Origin of the sequence: Nocardia otitidiscaviarum NBRC 14405, assembly GCF_000308635.1 — a bacterium.
GTDB classification, from domain to species: domain Bacteria; phylum Actinomycetota; class Actinomycetes; order Mycobacteriales; family Mycobacteriaceae; genus Nocardia; species Nocardia otitidiscaviarum.
The window spans coordinates 64,220-83,017 of record NZ_BAGD01000085.1; the positions used below are offsets into that span (position 1 = coordinate 64,220).

Sequence of the window (18,798 nt, forward strand, 5' to 3'; positions counted from 1 at the left end):
TCAGCGGCTCGCCATGCCCTCGGCCGCGCGCATCCTCGTCGTCGGGGAGGCACCGCGCAGTGTGGGCACGGTGGCGAGGGCGAAGGCTCCGCTCATGAGCAGCCACGGTCCTGCGGCACCGATTCCGGTGGTAGGTAGGAGGTCGGACAGCAGACCGGTGGCGGTCGCCGCGGGCAGCACCGCCAGTCCCCCGATCGATGCGAACAGCCCGTAGTAGGTGCCCAGCCAGCGGTCCCCGGCAAGGCTCGGAATCATCGCCCGAGCGGTGGGGGTGGCGATCATCTGGCCCACCGTGAACAGCAGGATGAATCCGACCAGTACGGTAAGGGCCGCCACGCCGCGCAGGTTCGCCGCAGCACCGGCCGCCCCGACGGCGAACGCTGCGGCCATCGACGCCAGGCCGACCGCCAGGCAGGTCGCGGGCCGCAGACCCGCGACGACGGCGGTGACCGGCAACTGCCCGAAGACCACCAGCAGCGACGCCACCGCGAACAGCACGCTCAGCGGCGCCGCCGACCCCCACGCCCGGTCCACCTGCAATGGCAGCAGCAGGTAGAGCTGGTTGTAACCGACGAGCTGCACGCTCATCACCGCGGCGAAAGCCAGGAACCGGCGGTTCGCCAGCGCCGCACGCCAACCGGACACCGATCCCGCATCACCGTGTGAGCGCTCGCCGGGGTCGCCGGGCAGCCAGCGCAGCTGGGCGCAACCGATGACCACGAACAGCGCGGCGGCGACCAGGCAGGCGGCGGTGAAGTCGACCAGCAGCAGGGCGGCCCCGATCAGCGGTCCGAGGAAGGTGCCCAACTGACCGAAGGCGGTGAACAGGGCGAACGCGCCGAGTCGCGCGGAACGCGCACTGTCGAGTCGAGCGTCGGGGCGGTCGGGGTCCGTCGCGGTGGCCGCCGGTGCGACCGCGCGGGCGAGCGCGGCCTCCACGGCCGGGGAGAACAGCGCCCCGGCGAAACCGGTGAGCACCGCCCCCACGGCGATCCCCGCCAGACCGGTGGACAGACCCAATCCGAGGAATCCGAGCACCCGGCAGGCGCAGCCCAGCAACACCACCGGCCGCACCCCGATACGGTCGGACAGTATCCCGCCGACGATGAACAAACCCTGTTGCGAGACCGTCCGCAACCCCAGCACCGCGCCGATCACGGCCGAGCCCTGCGCGAGATCGTCGCTCAGGTGCACCGCCAGATACGGCAGCACCATGAAGAATCCGACATTGAACGCCAACTGGGTCAGCACCAGCAGGCGCACCACCGGACCGGCCGCCCGGAACCCACTCACCGCGGTCACGCGGCGGTCCCCACCGGGCAGCCGACCGATCACCGCGCTTCCACCGCGACCGCCGTGGGCAGGAAGCGGATGTGCAGCCCGCCGTCGGCGGTGTCGGTGACCTCGGCGCGCACCTGGTACACCTCGGCGATCAGGTCGGTGGTGAGCACCTCCCGGACCGGCCCGGCCGCCATGACCCGGCCGTTGCGCAAGACGATCAGGTGATCGCAGAACATGGCGGCCAGGTTCAGATCGTGCAGGGCGACGATCGAGGTCACCGGCAGCCGCGCCACCAGCGCCATCAACTCCAGTTGATGGTGGATGTCCAGGTGGTTGGTGGGTTCGTCGAGCAGCAGTTCCCGTGGCTGTTGGGCCAGCGCCCGGGCGATCTGCACCCGCTGCCGCTCACCGCCGGACAACCGATGCCACAGGCGGTCGGCCTTGTCCTCCAGACCGGTGTGCGCCAGCGCGGCGGCGACCGCGGTATCGTCGGCCGCGCGATCGCTGTCGAACAGGCCACGATGCGGAATCCGGCCCAGCCGCACCACTTCCCGCACGGTGACGTCGACATTGGTGTCCGCGTGCTGCGAGACCACGGCCACCGCCCGCGCCACCTCCCGCCGCCCGATCCGGCGCAGGTCACGCCCGTCCAGTTCGACGGTGCCGGCGGTCGGCGCCGCCAGCCCGGCGAGCAACCGCAACAGCGAGGACTTGCCGGAACCGTTGGGTCCCAGCAGACCCACGGTCTGCCCCGGCTCCGGATGCACGCTGACCGAGTCGACGACGATCGCCCCACCGCGATCCCAGGTCACGCTGTCCGCGTGGAGTGTCATGCGGCCGCCCTCCGTCGGAACATGATGAGTACGAACACCGGGACGCCGATCAGGGCGGTGCCGACGCCCACCGGCAGCGGCGTGGGAGCGAAGGCCACCCGGGACAGCGCGTCGACCCACACCAGGAATACGGCGCCGAAGATCGCGGCGACCGGCACCAGCCGGGCGTGGCCGGGCCCGACCAGGAACCGGGCCGCGTGCGGCAGCACCAGCCCCACGAAGCCGATCGCGCCCGCCACGCTCACCAGTGCGGCGGTGATCAGCGAGGTGAGCACCAGCAGCCCGCCCCGCACCCACGGCACCGGCATACCGAGCGAGGCGGCCACCTCGTCACCGAAGGTGAAGGCGTCCAGTACGAAGGCCAGCACGACGCAGACGAGAACGCCCGCGACCGCCACCGTGCCGGTCACCCACACATCGTCCCAGCGCACTCCCTCCAGCGAGCCGAGCAGCCAGAACATCACGCCCCGGGCCTCGTCGGAGTCGGCGAAGGCGAAGATCACGAAGGAGGTCAGGGCGGAGAACAGCTGCGTCATGGCCACTCCGGCCAGAATCACCCGTTCATTGCTGCCACCCGACCCGCGCGCCAGCAGCAGCACCAGGGCGAAGGCGAGCAGCGCACCGACGAACGCGCCACCGGACATGCCGATCACCGCGCCGCCCAGACCGAGCACTCCGATGATCACCGCGCCGGTGGAGGCACCGGAGGAGATGCCCAGCAGAAACGGGTCGGCCAACGGGTTGCGCAGCAGCGATTGCAGCACCACACCGCACACCGCCAGCCCGGCACCGCATGCCGCGGCGACCAGGGAGCGGGGCAGCCGGTCCTCCCAGACGATGGCGTCCTCGGTGCGCCGGACCGGGATATCGGTCAGACGCAGGTGGTTGGTCAGGATGTCGCGCACATTCACCAGGGAGATGTCCGCGGTGCCCAGGGTCATGGCGATCATCACCGACAGCACCAGCAGGGTGAGGCCGATCAATACCAGGGCGGGACCGGTGGCGCGGTGGCGAGCGGCGGTGACGCGGCCACCGCGATCGAGCGCGGTCACCGCGGTGGCAGCTGGGCGAGGCCGTCGACGAGCTTCTCGATGCCGTCCACGGCGCGGATCGACGGATTCAGCTCGGCACCGTGCAGTGCGATGTACCGCTTACCCTGTACCGCCGCCATCGCACCCGCCACCGGATCGGACGCCAGGAAATCCTTCTTGTCGTCCAGGCGATCGCCCGGGAAGCGGGTGCGGGCCAGATCGCCGAGCACCAGGATGTCCGGATTGCGGTCCACCACGGCCTCCCAGCTCACGGCCGGCCAGTCGTCGGCCACATCGGCGAAGATATTCGTCAGCCCCACCGTGGTGGCCAGCAGATTCGCCGATCCCGTCCCCCCGGCGAAGTACGGGCTCCTGATGTCGGCGAACCAGAAGCCGACGGTCTGCCCGCTGGCCCGCACCTTCTCGACGGCGGCATCGGTGCGCTGCCGCAGCTCCGCCACCAGCCGCGCGCCTCGTCCGGGCACGTCGAAGATCTGCGCGAGCTCGGTGATCTCCTGATAGAGGGCGTCCATGGTCAGCGGCCGGGTGCGTTTGCCGCCGGCGTTGATGGACCGGCCGTCCTCGCAGTCGGTGGGCGACAGGTAGGTCTCGGTGCCGGTCTCGGCGAACCGCTCCCGGGTGGCGACGCCGCCCTCCCGTTCGAAGTGCCGCCCGAACGATGCCGTGATCAGATCCGGGTCGGTGTCGAGCACGGCCTCGTAGGAGGGGGCGTTGTCGGCCAGCCGGGGCACCCCGGCATTGGCCTCGGCCAGATTCTCCCGGACCGGATCGGTCCAGGACGCGGTGCCCACGATCCTGTCCGCCAGTCCGAGCGAGAGCAGGATCTCGGTGGACCCCTGGTCCAGGGACACCACCCGGGCGGGTGCCTGGTCGAAAGTCTGTGACAGACCGCAGTTCTCGAGCGTCAGCGGGTAGTTCACCACGCCCTCGGTGTCGGATGCCGCCGCCGTGTCGTCGATCGGTTCCGAGGCACCGCAACCGGCGAGCACACCGGCGGACAGCATGGCGACAACGGCCGAGACGAGTAGTCGGCGGGGGCTCGGGCGCATCGGGAACCTTTCATCAGGATCGCTCGGCGGTAGCGAGCGGCACCACAAATTAGGGCAGGCTAAGCATCGTACAGACGTTGTCCAGTGGTCCCATGCGCGGCCGATCCTCCGGGAGCCCCGGCACTCGCGGACACCCCCGCGCGCTCACGCGTACGGGTCGGTGATCTCCCGCAGCCGTTCGAGACTGTCCCGCAACTGTCGCATGCGCCGGACCCCGAGATGGGCGGCCCACTCGCTCTCCACCCGCGCGGCAACACCATTGGCGACATCCGCCATCTCCCGCCCACGCGCGGACAGCCGCACCAGTCGGGCGCGGCCGTCGCTCGGATCCGGTATCCGCTCCACGTATCCGGCCTTCTCCAACTGGTCCACCAGGAAGCTCGCCGTCTGCTTGGTGACCTGGGCCCGCTCGGCCAGTTCGGTGAGCCGACTGCCGTCCGCGGCGATCTGCGCGGCCAGTTTGCCCTGCGCGACCGTGATGTCGGCATGCCCGGCGGCCGCCAACTCGGTGTAGACGCGGGTTTCCATGGATCGGTGGGCTATGGCCATCAGCAGCCCCACATTCATCTGGTCGTCGGCCATCGCACTCCTTGTTTCAGTTCGGCTCTCTGACTATATTAGACAGATAGACTGACTAAATGCAGGGCTGGAGGGACAGGGCCATGGACCGCGAAGCCAGTTGGCGGATCATCGAGGAACAACGGCTCGCCATCGCCGACATGCTGAGCGGCCTCTCCCCCGAACAGTGGCGGACGCCCTCCCTGTGCACCGGTTGGAGCGTGCGCGAGGTCGCCGCCCACGTGGCCCTCACCCCGACTCCGCCCGCATTCCCGCTCATGCTGTCCACCGGGATCCGCGCCCGCGGCAACTACAACCGCTTCATCGACATCATCACCCGCCGCTACGCCGCGGACCCCGACTTCGATCCGGTCGCCGCGCTGCGCACCCACGCCGCCTCGCGCGACCTGCCCAAGCTCACCAACTACCGGAACATCCTGTTCGACACCATGGTGCACGCCCAGGACATGGCCATCCCCCTGGGCCACACCATCACCGTCTCCCCCGAAGCCGCCGGCGCCGCCGCCGACCGCGCGGTGGAGGTCGGCTGGCCGGTCTGGGACCGCCACCGCCTCGACGGCGTGCGACTGCGCGCCACCGATTCCACCTGGGAGCACGGCGACGGAGTCGAGATCCACGGCCCGACGCTGGCCCTACTGCTCGTGATCACCGGCCGCCCAGCGGGTTTCGCACACACCACCGGACCGGGCGTCGAGATCCTCGCGACTCGGTTGGAAACCGCTTCCCGGGCAACGGAAACCGCGACGGCACCGAAAGGTAAAGGCGAGGAAAGCGGAGATGCTGGAACATGTGAAGTGTGAGAAGGAAGCGTCCCCATGGCCTCGCCGTCACCGACTCTAGCACTACACCGGAACGAGCTCCGCGAGATTTTTCGGTGTGATCACGATCGAACCGTTGGGCAGCTGCCCGGGGTCCTCGCGTCCGACATAGGTGATCGGTCGGCCCGCCACCGGGCTGGGATCGCCGATGTCCGCGCCCAGCAATCCGGCGAGGTAACCGACGGTCAGATACCGGCGTTCGACCACGCTGCGGATCAGGTCGACGGTCGAGAGGCGGTTGTTCTCCACCCGATTGAACGTTTGTCCCGACAGGTGCAGGTGGGTCCACACCGCCCGCCAGCGCTTGCCTGCGCCGCGGACGAACGCCAGGGGCAGGGCCACACGACCGGCGCCACGGAGATCCGACTTCATGCGCACCGTCCGCGGTTCGAACGGTGCGCCCCGCTGCTCGCCCTCGCGGAGCATGAAACCGAAGAACGATTCGGCGACCTCGTCGAATCCCTCCCCGGAGTAGATGTTCACCTGGGGGATCACAATCCGCGCGGGAACCTTGGCCAGGTCGACTTCGATGAACTCCGATGCGCCGAACGGTGCCTCGGTGATGTCGCCCGAATGGCATCCACCGGCTGCGGTCAGATTCGTGTAGGACAGCCACGTCGGGTTGCCGTAGCGGGCGTCGAGCATCAGAGCGGACAGGTCGAAGTCGGTGCGCCGCTGGTGCTCTCGCCAGTACACGAAGAAGCGCAGCAGCCGCCCGTCCACGGCTGACACCGAGCCGCGCGGCAGGGTACCGAATCCACCCGCGATCGACTTCCCGTTGATCGGCAGCGCGACATTCAGCATGTCCGGATCGACCACCCAGCGCGGTAGCGCCGCATGGCGACGGCGAATCTCGCCGTCGAGCACATCCCGCAACCGCTCGAGTGCCGCACGCGAAATCGGCGGCCGCTCATCGTCGATCGCGTGGCCGCGGGCCGACCGATTGATGAACACCCGCCGCCGACCGCGCGCCGCGTCCCGGTTCTCCAGGTGCTCCCGCAGTGACAGCAGCACCCGGCCCGACACCTCGGGAGCGGCGTCGGCGATGCGGGTGACCATCGCGTCCTGATCGGATGTCGGGCTGACGCGCAGCACTCGGTCCGCCGACCGAAACAGCAGTCCCGGCGCCCGGGTTCGCAGCACAGCGGCCGCGTCGTCGACACGGCCCGAGCGCATCAGCCGCTCGAAGCACGACACGGTCGATTCGGCGTCCAGTTCGCCGCGCGCCACCGCGAAAACCGCTGCCGCGCGCGGCCATTGCGGGTACTCGTGCGGATGCAGGCGCTCACCGAGCCGTTTCCACTGTTCGCGATGGCGCGACACATCCCCGAGCGCACTCGGGTTGTCGCCCACGAGTCGATGCAGCCCGGCCAGCAGCGCCCTGCGATACGCGCGCGGCAAGGTGCGGAACCGCGTCGGCTCGACGAGCGTGACGTCACCACCCGAGATCGCGCACGCCAGCCGCAGCGCATCGGTCACCGTGCCCAGCAAGGGTTCCTGCCCCAGATCGAGGCGAACCGCATTGATCAGCGCCCGGTTCTCGCGCACCGGAATGTCGTGCGGCTGACGGGGATCGGTCGCGCAGTACCGGGCGAGCGTGCGCAGCGCCTCCCGGTCGTCGTCATTGCCCGGGGTGGCCGCGCCCGCCAGCGCGCGATACAGCCCGGCGGCTTCGTCGGCCACGTTCCCGCCGGCGTGCAGCACGGTCACCCGGTCACCCGCACCCGCGATGAACTCGGCGTGCGCGGCCAGCATGTCGGCGTAATCGTGTTGGTAGCGTCCGTACTTCGGCAGATCCAGCAGATTCAGCGAACCGAGCAGAACATCACCACCGATCCGCTCCGCCACCTCCGGCTCCGCCAACGCCTCGACCAAGCACTCGGCCCAGAACTCCACCGTGTCGGGCACATTGCGGGGAAAGTCCCGGAAGTAGACATTGTGCTGGACATGATCGCCGACCATCCCGCGCACAGCCGAGAGCACGCTGACCGCGGTATCGATCACCACCCCCGCCGACAGCGCCGACAACCGGTCGAAAAGCTCTTCGGACAGCTTGAACCCCACCGACATCAACACGGCGTCGAACTGCCGAGTCGCGACGGACCCATCACCCGCCACGCCCGCGGGCGCAAGCACCCGCAAGGTACGGCGAACGACCAACTCGTCGATCATCACAGTCGTCCACCCCTCCCCGGCACGTCGCCGCCGGTAACCGATGGTGACCATAGCGCGAACCCGTCGATCATTCCTCCCTATTTCGCGGGTGGCGCGGTCCCGCAGTGCGGAAACCTACTCGAGTGCGACCGACCGGCTCGAGCACCTCGAGACCTCCGAGCGAACCCCGATCGCATACCAGCAGCGGTATGCTATGCGGTATGAGCAAACAGATCACCATCCGCCTACCCGACGAGCTGGTCGATTTCGTGGACGCCGAGGTGGCAGCGCAACACTGCGCCAGCCGCGCCGCCCTTGTCGCCGCCGCTCTCGAGCACTACCGCGAACGCGCCATCGGAGAAGCCATCGTCGCCGGGTACACCGCCATCCCCGACGGCGAAGATAAGGACTTGGACGAATTCCTGTCCGCCGCGGACAAGTCCGTGTGGGGTGATGAGTGAGGCCGATTCACATAGCCGAGCTGGGGGCCAAACCTCGACCGGTGCTGGTACTGACCCGTGAGGTCGCCCGACCGGTCCTGAACACGGTCACTGTCGCCCCGATCACCAGTACCATCCGCGGCATCCCCACCGAGGTCCGGCTCGATTCCAGCAACGGGCTCGATCACGACTGCGTCGCGCTGCTGGACAAAATCACCACTCTTCCCGCGACCGCGCTCGGCCGTCGCGTCGGTTCCCTACACCCCGGGCAAGAGGAGAGCTTGACCGACGCGATCCATGCCGCCTTCGAACTGAAGTAGCGAACCGAACCAACCGCCCCACCCGAGGCCAGGAGCTACCAGGCAGAGATCCAGGCCTAGCTCAATCCTTCTTCATCATCTCGTAAATGCGCTTGCACTCCGGGCACACCGGGGAGCCCGGCTTGGCGGAGCGGGTGACCGGGAAGACCTCGCCGCAGAGGGCCACGACGTGGGTGCCCATGACCGCGCTCTCGGCGATCTTGTCCTTCTTCACGTAGTGGAAGTACTTGGGGATGTCGCTGTCGGTGGACTCGTCGGTGGTCTCATCGGGGCGTACCAGGGTGTCTGCGCTCACGCCCTCCATGATGCCAGGAACCCTTCCCGGGACCACCGCCGTGTGCATTCGGGTGGCGAGGGTGGAAGACTCGGGGGTATGCAGCGTGACGGCGAGACCCCCGATGCCGAGCACGATGGCGACGCGGTTCGCCCCGAGTTCGAGTTCCGTCCGGCCGGTTCCATACCCATGCCGCCCCGGCCTTCGCAGGGATTCTTCAAGGGTGAACCGGAGAAGCCGGTGCTCATCACCGAGGCGCAGACCTCGCTGGAGCAGCAGCATCGCAACCGGGTGCGTCGGTACACCATCCTCATGGGCTTCCGGATCCCGTGCCTGATCCTGGCGGCGGTGGCCTACAGCATGTGGGAGAACTGGGTGATCTCGCTGCTGATCATCGGCGTCTCCATTCCGCTGCCGTGGATCGCGGTGCTGGTCGCCAACGACCGGCCGCCGCGCCGCAAGGACGAGCCGAGTCGCTGGGACGAGCGCCGTCGGCAGATCGCCCTGGAGTCAGGTCAGCACCGCGCGATCGACGGTTGACGGCCGCCGGATGCCCGCGGACATGAGCGCCGCGAGACCGCAGAGCCCACCCGCGATCCACCACGCCAGGTCGTAGCTGCCCTGGATATCGCGAATGAAGCCCGCCCCGAAGGCGGCCACGGCCGCGCCGATCTGATGTGCGGCGAAGACCCAGCCGAAGGCGACCGGTCCGTCCGCACCGAAGTGCGCCCGGCACAGCGCGACCGTGGGCGGCACGGTGGCGATCCAGTCCAGGCCGTAGAAGATGACGAACGCCCACATGCTCGGCTCCACATCCGGCGCGAACAGCGCGGGCAGGATGAGCAGCGACAACCCGCGCAGCGAGTAGTAGGCGACCAGCAGATAGCGCGAATCGACCCGATCGGTGAGCCAGCCCGACGCGATGGTGCCCGCCACGTCGAAGATGCCGACCAGCGCCAGCAGCCCGGCCGCCGTGGTGGCGGGCATCCCGTGATCGTGGGCGGCACTGACGAAGTGGGTGCCGATCAGCCCGTTGGTGGAGGCCCCGCAGATGGCGAAACCTCCTGCCAACAGCCAGAACACCGGTGTGCGGGCAATCGTGCCGAGTACCGTCAGCGCCCGGACGGCCCCACCGGACGCCGCGGTCCGCACTCCCGGATCGTCGCCGGGCGGCGCGCCGTAGGCGGTGACACCCAGATCGCTCGGGAAGTCCCGGATGAACAGCAGCACCAGCGGCACCACCGCCAGCGCGGTGGCCGCCACGACGAGGGCGGGCAGCCGCCAGCCGTGCTCGACGGCCAGCGCCGACACCAGCGGCAGGAAGATCAGCTGTCCGGTGGCCCCGGCGGCGGTCAGCACCCCCGTGACCAGGCCGCGCTGACGTACGAACCAGCGGCCGGTGATGGTCGCCACGAACGGCATGGACATCGACCCCACGCCGATGCCGACCAACAACCCCCAGGTCCCCACCAACTGCCATGCCTGGGTCATGAAGACCGTGAGCCCGCTGCCCGCGGCGATGAGCACCAGCGCGCCCGCCACCACCCGGCGAATGCCGAAGCGGTCCATGAGTGCCGCCGCGAAGGGTGAGATCAGCCCGTAGAGCAGCACATTCACCGAGACGGCGAGGCCGATGGTGCCGTGCGACCAGCCGAATTCCTCGTGCAGCGGATTCATGAGCACGCCGGGGACGGAGCGGAATCCGGCCGCGCCCAACAAGGTCAGGAAGGCGACCGCCGCCACGATCCAGGCCGGGTGCGGACGTCGGGTGCGGAATTCGCCTGTGACATGCGGTGATCGCGTGGTCTCGGGTAGCTGGGTGTCGGTCACCGACCGAGCGTGCCGGAAATGCGCCTACCGATCGAGTGGCCGGAATGACACAATGCGTAAAGATCACGCCACTCGCCGCGAGAGGACCTGCCCATGGCCACCCCGCATCTGGTGGCGGTGCTCGCCCTCGAACACGTCGTCGGCTTCGACATGACCATCCCCGGCACGGTGCTCGGCTCGGCGACCGATGTCGCCGGCACTCCGCTCTACGACGTGCGGATCTGCGGCCTGGGTGGCCCCGTCGCCACCACCACGGGCTATTCGATCGTGCCCGCGCACGGACCCGACCTGCTGGCCCACGCCGATACCGTGATCGTGCCGGGCAATCGCATGGACGGCCCGCGCCACCACGGCACCCTGCCGCCCGACCTGGCCGCCGCCCTGACCACCATCCGCCCGGACACCCGCATCGTCTCCATCTGCACGGGTGCGTTCGTCCTCGCCGCGGCCGGCCTGCTCGATGGCCGCCGCGCCACCACCCACTGGGCCTTCGCCGATGCCTTCCGCACCCTCTACCCGCGGGTCCGGCTCGACGAGAACCTGCTGTTCGTGGAGGACGGGAACGTCTGCACCGCGGCCGGCCTCGCCGCGGGCATCGATCTCGGCCTGCATCTGCTGCGCACCGATCACGGCAGCGCCGCCGCCAATCAGGCCGCCCGCTACTGCGTGGTGCCGCCGTGGCGCGAGGGCGGGCAGTCGCAGTTCATCGACCGGCAGGTGCCCGAACCCGGCACCGAGGGCACCGCACCGACGCGAGCCTGGGCGTTGCGTCATCTCGACCACGATCTGGGTCTGGCCACCCTCGCCGCGCACGCGTGCATGAGCGTGCGCACCTTCACCCGGCGATTCAAGGCCGAAACCGGTGTGGCTCCGGGTACCTGGGTACTCCAGCAACGGCTCCGCCACGCCCGCCACCTGCTGGAGACCACGGACCTCGCGGTCGACGAGGTGGCGCGGCGGGCGGGACTGGGCACCGCCGCTTCGCTGCGCCACCACATGCGCACCGAACTCGGTGTCGCACCGCTCGCCTACCGCCGCACCTTCCGACGGACCATCGTCGGCAGCCGATGAGGAGAGAACCGCATGATGATTCGATGGCTCTGGGTGTTCCTGGACCGTCCCGCCGCCGATTTCGACACCGCGGCCGACTTCTGGAGCACCGTCACCGGTAGCCGCCTGTCGGACACCCGCGGCGACAACGCCGAATTCGTGACACTGCTTCCGGAGTCCGGCGCGCCCAGTGTGAAAATGCAAGCGGTGGAAAGCCATCCGCGCGTCCACGTGGATCTCGATGTCGACGATGTCCCCGCCGCGGTGGAGCGCGCCCGGGAGTTGGGCGCGACGCCGGTGCTGGAGCATCCCGACTACACGGTGCTGAAATCCCCGCACGGCATGACGTTCTGTCTCACACCGTTCGACCGCTCCGCGGGCACCGACGACACACCGGTGGTCACCGCCCCGGACGGCAGCCGTTCCCGACTCGATCAGGTGTGCCTGGATATCGGAGCCGCGGACTACGAGGCCGAGAGCCGATTCTGGGTCGAGCTCACCGGCTGGGACCGAACACCGTCCGCGCGGCCGGAATTCGAGCGGCTCCGCCCGCCGGACGGCCCACTCGTGCAGTTCCTGCTGCAACGCCTCGACGAGGACCGTCCCACCTCCGCGCACGTGGATCTGGCCAGCTCCGACACCGAGGCCATCGCGACCTGGCACGAATCGCTCGGTGCCCGACGCCTGGGCATCGGCAAGGAATGGATCGTCATGGCCGATCCGAGCGGCCAGCCCTACTGCGTCACCGGACGGTCGCCCAGGCAGTGACGTTCCGGGGCCGCTGCGCGATGCCCGAAGGTTGCGGTGGCAGAGTTTCGGTCATGCCGACGAATCCGACGACCACCTCGTCTCTGCTCGCCGCACTGGCCCCGGACCTGCGCGCCGCCCTCACTCGCGTCGGCTACGACGCCGACACTCTCCTCGACGTGCTCGGCGATGCGGCGCATTCGGCCCTCGGGCGCTCTGAGCCGGTGCCGGTGCGCCGCGCCGCCCGGGCCGCCGGGGAACTCGGCGTTCTCATCCGGCTGCTGCTGCTCGGTGATCCGGTGCCCGAGCGGGAGGCGGCCGCGGCGCTGCGGCCGGTCGATATCGAGGCCGCCGTCGCCGCCGGTCTGCTCGACCGCGAGGGTGGCGAGGTGTGGGCGGCACTGGATCTGCGGCCCTTGGACCTGGGGCACGGTACCCGCTGGATCCTGTCCGATCTGGACGACTCCATGCGGCGGCGGGCCCTGGACACCGACCATGTGCTCGGGGTCGGGCAGGCGTCGCTGTCGCTGCTGCGCGCCACCCCGACCGAACCGGTCGGCACGGTCCTCGATCTGGGCACCGGCTGCGGCGTGCAGGCCGTCCACGCCAGCGGTTACGGCCGCAGCGTCACGGGCACCGACGTGAACCAACGCGCCCTGTGGCTGGCCGAGGCCAATGCCGCACTCAACGACCTGACCTTCGAACTGCTCGAGGGTTCCTGGTTCGAACCAGTGGCGGGACGCCGCTTCGACCAGGTGGTCGCCAATCCCCCGTTCGTCGTCGGCCCGGCCCGGGTCGAGCACACCTACCGCGATTCCGGGCTGGCGTTGGACGGGGCCAGCGAACTCGTCGTGTCGGGTGCCCCCGCCCTGCTGAATCCGGGCGGTACGGCCGCCATGCTGGCCTCCTGGGTCCATGTCGAGGGCGAGGACTGGCGTGGCCGGGTATCGCGCTGGCTGCCCGATCACGGGGTGGACGCCTGGATCGTGCAGCGCGATGTGGCCGATCCCGCCCTGTATGTCGGCACCTGGCTGCGCGACGCCGGACTCGATCCGCGCGATCCGGCCGCGCAGGCCCGCGCCGAGGCCTGGTTGGACGCGTTCGCGGCGGCCGCGGTGGAGGGCATCGGATTCGGCTTCGTCTATCTGCGCGCCATAGACGGCCCGACCGAACTGCTGGCCGAGGACCTCACCCACGGTTTCGACGATCCGCTGGGGCCGGAGGCCACCCGCTACTTCGAGCGCTCGGCGTGGCTGCGGGCGGTGGCCGCCGATCCCGAGGTGGCGTGGTCGGCACGCTTCGAGGTGGATGCCGCGACGGCGCTGGAGCGGGTCTCACTGCCGGGCCCGCACGGCTGGGAGCAGCGGGTGGCGCGCCTGCATCGCGGTGACGGCCCGCGCTGGCAGCACGAGATCGACGACGCCATCGCCGCTCTGCTGGCCGGTATGCGGCCCGACGGGCTGCCGCTGGCCGATCTGGTCGAACTGCTCGCCTTCGGTGAGTCCGGCGACACGGCAACCCCGGAGTTCCGGACCGCCGCCCTGCGGGTGGTGCTGGACCTGGTCCGGCACGGCCTGATCCGACCGGTTCGGTAGTTCGGCGAAACGCACACGTCACGGCGGGTGGTCACCGGGCATTCCCCAGGGAATGCCCGGTGACCACCCGTCGTTTCACCTATCGGTTGAGCTGCTCCCTCGAGACCCACACCACACAACGTCCGACGGCGGGGTTACTTCTCGCCGAAAACGCCTATCCGAGGGGCGTATGCGGAAGTTGGGTTCCGGTTACGGCAACCATCCGGACATCGGCGCGGACCCGTCGGGGGCCGCGTTCCCCGGGCGGACCCTTCTCAGGAACTTCTCAGCCGAAGCGTGATGAAACCGCAGCTCAGATGCGGTTTATCAGGCTTACGGCGGGGAACTTTCCCAATGTCGGGTCCGTTGATCGGAGTGAGACACCACCGACAGGAGGCAAGTCATGACAAGCCCCGCCACCACTGACGTGCGCACCAGCGAACAGGACCTCGACGCCCAGAGCCCCGCCGCCGACCTGGTACGTGTGTACCTGAACGGGATCGGCAAGACGGCGCTGCTGACGGCGGCCGACGAGGTCGAGCTGGCCAAGCGCATCGAGGCGGGCCTCTACGCTCAGCATTTGCTGGAGACCGGCAAACGGCTGTCGGCCGCGAAGAAGAAGGATCTCGCGATCCTGGTTCGCGAAGGTCAGGCCGCGCGCCAGCATCTGCTCGAAGCCAACCTGCGTCTCGTGGTGTCGCTTGCCAAGCGCTACACCGGTCGCGGGATGCCACTGCTGGACCTGATCCAGGAGGGCAATCTCGGCCTGATCCGAGCCATGGAGAAGTTCGACTACACCAAGGGCTTCAAGTTCTCCACCTACGCCACCTGGTGGATCCGGCAGGCCATCACCCGCGGTATGGCCGATCAGAGCCGCACCATCCGGCTCCCCGTGCACCTGGTCGAGCAGGTGAACAAGCTGGCCCGGATCAAGCGCGAACTGCATCAGCAGCTGGGACGCGAGGCCACCGACGCCGAACTGGCGCGAGAGTCGGGCATTCCGGTCGAGAAGATCGCCGATCTGCTGGACCACAGCCGCGATCCGGTCAGTCTGGACATGCCGGTCGGCAATGACGAGGAAGCCCCGCTGGGCGACTTCATCGAGGACTCCGAGGCCACCTCCGCCGAGAGCGCCGTCATCGCGGGTCTGCTGCACCGCGACGTGCGCACCGTGCTGGCCACCCTGGACGAACGCGAACAGCAGGTCATCCGCCTGCGCTACGGCCTCGACGACGGCCAGCCGCGCACCCTGGACCAGATCGGCAAGCTCTTCGGCCTGTCCCGCGAGCGGGTTCGCCAGATAGAGCGTGAGGTCATGTCGAAGCTCCGCAAGGGCGAGCGCGCCGACCGCCTGCGCGCCTACGCAAGCTAGACCCCTGATCGTCGGGCCGTCTCGAGGCGCCGGTCCGACACCATCGCCGGTCGGTTCCCGCTGTCCACCAACCCCTCGGGACAGCGTGGACCGACCGGCATTTTCCGGTCGCCGATCATGGCCGGTGGACAGCCGCGACACCTTGATCAAACCGTTCGACCGCGCATTCGCAGTAGCAACGGAAGCCGCCGGAATCCGCGCGGTCGGCCGGTCCGGCGATCTGGCTCGCTGCGGTGATCAGCCCGCGGCGAGCGTTTCGTCGAGTCGGCGCAGCACCCTCGGTCAGCCGCCGCGCATGATGTTGCGGGAGAGCTGCGCGGCGGCGTCGTCGGGGTCGAAGCGGCTGTGCGTCAGCACGACTCGGGTGCCGCTGCCCTCCGGACGCAGATCCCACGTGATCACCCAGCCGGTGGATCGCTCCGCGTTCGCATCGTCCCAGCTGATGCGCAGGCGCTTCGGGGCGACGGCCGCGAGCACCTCGCAGCTGATCTGCCCGAAGAAGTCGGTCGCCGCGATCGGCTCGGCGCGCAGGCCGAAGCGGGCGCCGACCACCGGTTCGAAACCGTCGGATTCCATCAGCCACCGGGCCGTTGGTGCCGGGGTGGTGTCAATCGTGGCTCCACCACCGGGGGGATTTCGGTGGTGGAGCCGGACCGCTATCCGGAGTTGCGCAGCGCGGTCGCCAAGCCGTTCATGGTGAGCAGGATGCCGCGCTCCACGAGTTCGGAATCGTCCCCGGCACGGCGGCGGCGCAGCAACTCCACCTGCATCTGGTTCAGCGGCTCCAGATACGGGAAGCGGTTGCGGATGGATTCGGCCAGCGCCGGATTGTCGGCGAGCAGTTCGTCGCTGCCGGTGATGGCGGCGTGCACGCGCACGGTGCGGGCGTACTCGTCCCGGATCATCCCGAACACGGTGTCGCGCAACGCCTCGTCGGGCACCAGCTCGGCATAGGTGGCGGCGATGTCCATATCGGCCTTGGCCATCACCTGGGCGAGATTCGACAGCACCGTACGGAAGAACGGCCACCACCGATACAGGTCCGACAGGGTGGCCAGCCGGTTCGGGTCGTCGCCGATCCACTGTTCGAAGGCCGAACCGGTGCCGTACCAGCCGGGCAGCATGACCCGCGACTGGCTCCAGGCCATCACCCACGGAATGGCCCGCAGATCCGAGACCGAATTGGTGGGCTTGCGGGAGGCGGGGCGGCTGCCCAGATTGAGGTCGGCGACCTCCGCGATGGGGGTGGAGGCACGGAAGTACTCCACGAAACCGGGGGTGTCGTGCACCAGCCGGGCATAGGCCCGGCGCGCGAGTTCGGCCAGTTCGTCGAGCAGTTCGTAGGCCGGTTCGGCATCCGCGCCGAGACCCTCCACATCCAGCAGCGTGGATTCCAGGGTGCCCGCCACCAGCGCTTCCAGATTGCGGTACGCGGTGCCGGGATCGGCGTACTTGGTGGAGATGACCTCGCCCTGCTCGGTGAGCCGCAGCGAACCGCGCACCGCTCCGGCGGGTTGCGCCAGGATGGCGTCGTAGCTGCGGCCGCCGCCGCGACCGACCGTGCCGCCGCGACCGTGGAAGAGCCGCAAGCGAATTCCGGTCTTGCGCGCCGCCTCCACCAGATCGAGTTCGGCACGGTACAGCGCCCAATTGGCGGCGAGATACCCACCGTCCTTGTTGGAGTCGGAGTAGCCGAGCATGACCTCCTGTCGCATGCCGCGCGCCGCGACCAGCCGCTGATAGGCGGGCACCTCCAGCGCGGCCACCAGGATGTCCGCGCCGTGACGCAGATCGTCGATGGTTTCGAACAGCGGCACCACGCCCACCGGACTCGACGGCGGCGTCTGCGCGTCGCCCGGATCCAGGATCCCCGCCTCCTTCAGCAACAACGCCGCCTCCAGCATGTCGCTGACCGAGGTGCACATGGAGATGATGTAGTTCGGCACGGTATCCGCGCCCAGGTCGTCGAGGGCCGTGCGGGCCGCCCGCACCACTCCCAGTTCCTTGGTGGCCAACTCGCTGAGCCGTGCTTTCGGGCCGACCAGTGGACGGCGGGTGGTGAGCTCGGCGGCCAACAGTTCCACCCGCTGCGCCTCGTCGAGCGACGCGTAGTCGGAATGCACTCCGGCCCAGGCGAACAGCTCGGCCACCACCTGCTCGTGCACTTCCGAGTTCTGCCGCATGTCCAGGCCCTGCAGATGGAATCCGAAGGTCTCCACCGCGTTTCGCAGCGCGGCGAGACGGTCGTCGGCGAGCAGCCCGTCACCGGAGGCGCGCATGGAGGCGTCCACCACGCACAGCTCGTCGAGGAACTCGCGCGGTCCGCTGTAGGGGCGCGCACCGACATCGATGCCGTCGGTGGGGATTTCGCCGAGCGATCGCTGCGCGGTGGCGCTGAGCCGGGCGCGGATACCGCGCAGGGCACGCCGGTAGGGCTCGTCGGCGCGCTGCGGCGAATCGTCGTAGCCTTCGTCGGTGAGCGCCGCGAGCGCGGGCGTGACCGGCACCAGCCGTGCCGATTGCGAGAGCTGCTTCTCCAGATCCACCAGCGCGGTGAGGTAGTTGCCGAAGGCCACCGCCCCCGCGCGGTGGGTGGCCCGGTGCACCACCTCGGCGGTGACGTTCGGATTGCCGTCCCGGTCGCCGCCGATCCAGGAGCCCGGTCGCAGGATGGGCCGGGTCAGCAGCTCCTGTTCGGGCCAGCGCGTCCGCAGCGCCTGGCGCAGTTCGGCGTTGATGCGCGGGATGACGTCGAAGAGGGTGAGGTCGTAGTAGCGCAGGCCGACCTCGATCTCGTCTTGAATCCGCAAGCGTGCCAGCCGAATCAGCGCGGTACGCCAGAGCAGCAGTACCTGGCGGCGGATATCGTTCTCGAGCGCGGCGTACTCGGGTTCGGTCTCGGCGTACCGCTGCCGCCGCCGCATGAGTTCGGTGATGCGTGCCTGCACGTCGAAGACGGTGCGACGCCGCGTCTCGGTGGGGTGCGCGGTGATGACCGGCGAGACCAGGGCGTCGCGCAGCAGTTCGGCGGCGATATCGGCGTCGGGCCGGGCGGCGTCGAGTTTGCGGTAGGTGGCGGCGAGGCTGGAGTCCTGCGGCGGCTCCCCGGCCGCGAGGTGCACGGCGCGGCGGCGGTCGCGCTGGAGGTCCTCGGCGAGGTTGGCCAGCAGCAGGAAATGGCTGAAGGCGCGAATGAGCGGTATGGCGGTGTGAATGTCCACATCGCGGACCATGTCGGCGACGGCGCGGCGCTCCACCTCCGAACGCCGGACCCGGAACGCCTCCACCCGCACCCGCTCGATGAGGTCGAAGACGTCCGACCCCTCGTGATCGTGGATGGTGTCGCCGAGGATCCCGCCGAGGAACCGGATGTCGTCGCGCAGCGGCGCGGTGGCAGTTTCGATCCGATCTTCCCGCATGGGATG

General features: G+C 69.3%; 18 protein-coding genes. 8 read left to right on the plus strand and 10 right to left on the minus strand.

The window, feature by feature from the left end:
- The 5 genes from ON31_RS19065 to ON31_RS19085 all read right to left on the minus strand — a co-directional run bounded on the left by ON31_RS19065 (position 1) and on the right by ON31_RS19085 (position 4,797).
- Entirely contained in the window at positions 1-1,302 is a 1,302-nt protein-coding gene (locus ON31_RS19065) for an MFS transporter (RefSeq protein WP_255222170.1), read from the minus strand.
- A gap of 29 nt (positions 1,303-1,331) precedes the next feature.
- Entirely contained in the window at positions 1,332-2,114 is a 783-nt protein-coding gene (locus ON31_RS19070) for an ABC transporter ATP-binding protein (protein ID WP_039815492.1), read from the minus strand.
- Complete coding sequence (locus ON31_RS19075) at positions 2,111-3,103, minus strand: FecCD family ABC transporter permease (protein WP_483247240.1); 993 nt, start codon at positions 3,101-3,103, stop codon at positions 2,111-2,113. The genes ON31_RS19070 and ON31_RS19075 overlap by 4 nt, the downstream gene beginning before the upstream one ends.
- Before the next feature lie 59 nt (positions 3,104-3,162).
- Positions 3,163-4,215, minus strand: a complete 1,053-nt coding sequence (locus ON31_RS19080) for an ABC transporter substrate-binding protein (RefSeq protein ID WP_039815494.1) — start codon at positions 4,213-4,215, stop codon at positions 3,163-3,165.
- Between the two features lie 144 nt (positions 4,216-4,359).
- Positions 4,360-4,797: a MarR family winged helix-turn-helix transcriptional regulator gene (locus ON31_RS19085; protein WP_029924059.1), complete on the minus strand. Its 438-nt coding sequence runs from the start codon at positions 4,795-4,797 to the stop codon at positions 4,360-4,362.
- A 56-nt stretch (positions 4,798-4,853) separates the two neighbouring features.
- Between ON31_RS19085 and ON31_RS19090 the strand changes: the two genes are divergently transcribed.
- Positions 4,854-5,594: a maleylpyruvate isomerase family mycothiol-dependent enzyme gene (locus ON31_RS19090; protein WP_255222171.1), complete on the plus strand. Its 741-nt coding sequence runs from the start codon at positions 4,854-4,856 to the stop codon at positions 5,592-5,594.
- A 42-nt stretch (positions 5,595-5,636) separates the two neighbouring features.
- Here the strand turns inward: ON31_RS19090 and ON31_RS19095 are convergent, their stop codons facing one another.
- Positions 5,637-7,838: a TerD family protein gene (locus ON31_RS19095; protein WP_218007358.1), complete on the minus strand. Its 2,202-nt coding sequence runs from the start codon at positions 7,836-7,838 to the stop codon at positions 5,637-5,639.
- Positions 7,839-7,987: 149 nt separating this feature from the next.
- Between ON31_RS19095 and ON31_RS19100 the strand changes: the two genes are divergently transcribed.
- On the plus strand, positions 7,988-8,227 hold the full coding sequence (locus tag ON31_RS19100) for a YlcI/YnfO family protein (protein ID WP_029924056.1): 240 nt from the start codon (positions 7,988-7,990) through the stop codon (positions 8,225-8,227).
- A complete protein-coding gene (locus ON31_RS19105; RefSeq protein WP_029924055.1) occupies positions 8,224-8,526 on the plus strand; it encodes a type II toxin-antitoxin system PemK/MazF family toxin in 303 nt (100 codons plus the stop codon). The genes ON31_RS19100 and ON31_RS19105 overlap by 4 nt, the downstream gene beginning before the upstream one ends.
- Positions 8,527-8,587: 61 nt before the next feature.
- On the opposite strand, the gene ON31_RS19110 is transcribed toward ON31_RS19105, so the two are convergent.
- Entirely contained in the window at positions 8,588-8,830 is a 243-nt protein-coding gene (locus ON31_RS19110; protein ID WP_029923960.1) for a DUF3039 domain-containing protein, read from the minus strand.
- Positions 8,831-8,989: 159 nt separating this feature from the next.
- On the opposite strand from ON31_RS19110, the gene ON31_RS19115 reads away from it, so the two are divergent.
- Entirely contained in the window at positions 8,990-9,340 is a 351-nt protein-coding gene (locus tag ON31_RS19115) for a DUF3099 domain-containing protein (RefSeq protein WP_029923961.1), read from the plus strand.
- Here ON31_RS19115 and ON31_RS19120 read toward each other — a convergent pair.
- Positions 9,311-10,630 carry an MFS transporter gene (locus ON31_RS19120; protein ID WP_051037474.1) on the minus strand — a complete coding sequence of 440 codons (1,320 nt, stop codon included), beginning with the start codon at positions 10,628-10,630 and terminating at the stop codon, positions 9,311-9,313. The genes ON31_RS19115 and ON31_RS19120 overlap by 30 nt on opposite strands.
- 93 nt (positions 10,631-10,723) lie before the next feature.
- Here ON31_RS19120 and ON31_RS19125 point away from each other — a divergent pair, with 93 nt between their 5' ends.
- From ON31_RS19125 to ON31_RS19140, 4 genes are all read left to right on the plus strand, one after another.
- On the plus strand, positions 10,724-11,701 hold the full coding sequence (locus ON31_RS19125) for a GlxA family transcriptional regulator (RefSeq protein WP_039815496.1): 978 nt from the start codon (positions 10,724-10,726) through the stop codon (positions 11,699-11,701).
- Between the two features lie 12 nt (positions 11,702-11,713).
- Positions 11,714-12,448, plus strand: a complete 735-nt coding sequence (locus ON31_RS19130; protein ID WP_039815498.1) for a VOC family protein — start codon at positions 11,714-11,716, stop codon at positions 12,446-12,448.
- Between the two features lie 53 nt (positions 12,449-12,501).
- Positions 12,502-14,022 (plus strand): DUF7782 domain-containing protein, encoded by a 1,521-nt coding sequence (locus tag ON31_RS19135; RefSeq protein ID WP_039815500.1) that lies wholly within the window; start codon positions 12,502-12,504, stop codon positions 14,020-14,022.
- A gap of 382 nt (positions 14,023-14,404) precedes the next feature.
- Positions 14,405-15,373: a sigma-70 family RNA polymerase sigma factor gene (locus ON31_RS19140; protein WP_029923966.1), complete on the plus strand. Its 969-nt coding sequence runs from the start codon at positions 14,405-14,407 to the stop codon at positions 15,371-15,373.
- 282 nt (positions 15,374-15,655) lie between these two features.
- On the opposite strand, the gene ON31_RS19145 is transcribed toward ON31_RS19140, so the two are convergent.
- Both ON31_RS19145 and ppc read right to left on the minus strand, forming a co-directional pair.
- A complete protein-coding gene (locus ON31_RS19145) occupies positions 15,656-16,033 on the minus strand; it encodes an SRPBCC family protein (RefSeq protein ID WP_255222175.1) in 378 nt (125 codons plus the stop codon).
- Positions 16,030-18,792 carry a phosphoenolpyruvate carboxylase gene (gene ppc / locus ON31_RS19150; protein ID WP_039815504.1) on the minus strand — a complete coding sequence of 921 codons (2,763 nt, stop codon included), beginning with the start codon at positions 18,790-18,792 and terminating at the stop codon, positions 16,030-16,032. The genes ON31_RS19145 and ppc overlap by 4 nt, the downstream gene beginning before the upstream one ends.
- Between the last annotated feature and the right edge of the window lie 6 nt (positions 18,793-18,798).

Bases quoted from the DNA above. Each gene is read 5' to 3' on its own strand.
- ON31_RS19070 (WP_039815492.1), bottom strand. From the start codon at position 2,114: ATGACACTCCACGCGGACAGCGTGACCTGGGATCGCGGTGGGGCGATC.
- ON31_RS19080 (WP_039815494.1), bottom strand. From the start codon at position 4,215: ATGCGCCCGAGCCCCCGCCGACTACTCGTCTCGGCCGTTGTCGCCATG.
- ON31_RS19085 (WP_029924059.1), bottom strand. From the start codon at position 4,797: ATGGCCGACGACCAGATGAATGTGGGGCTGCTGATGGCCATAGCCCAC.
- ON31_RS19090 (WP_255222171.1), top strand. From the start codon at position 4,854: ATGCAGGGCTGGAGGGACAGGGCCATGGACCGCGAAGCCAGTTGGCGG.
- ON31_RS19095 (WP_218007358.1), bottom strand. From the start codon at position 7,838: ATGGTCACCATCGGTTACCGGCGGCGACGTGCCGGGGAGGGGTGGACG.
- ON31_RS19100 (WP_029924056.1), top strand. From the start codon at position 7,988: ATGAGCAAACAGATCACCATCCGCCTACCCGACGAGCTGGTCGATTTC.
- ON31_RS19110 (WP_029923960.1), bottom strand. From the start codon at position 8,830: ATGGAGGGCGTGAGCGCAGACACCCTGGTACGCCCCGATGAGACCACC.
- ON31_RS19115 (WP_029923961.1), top strand. From the start codon at position 8,990: ATGCCGCCCCGGCCTTCGCAGGGATTCTTCAAGGGTGAACCGGAGAAG.
- ON31_RS19125 (WP_039815496.1), top strand. From the start codon at position 10,724: ATGGCCACCCCGCATCTGGTGGCGGTGCTCGCCCTCGAACACGTCGTC.
- ON31_RS19130 (WP_039815498.1), top strand. From the start codon at position 11,714: ATGATGATTCGATGGCTCTGGGTGTTCCTGGACCGTCCCGCCGCCGAT.
- ON31_RS19135 (WP_039815500.1), top strand. From the start codon at position 12,502: ATGCCGACGAATCCGACGACCACCTCGTCTCTGCTCGCCGCACTGGCC.
- ON31_RS19140 (WP_029923966.1), top strand. From the start codon at position 14,405: ATGACAAGCCCCGCCACCACTGACGTGCGCACCAGCGAACAGGACCTC.
- ppc (WP_039815504.1), bottom strand. From the start codon at position 18,792: ATGCGGGAAGATCGGATCGAAACTGCCACCGCGCCGCTGCGCGACGAC.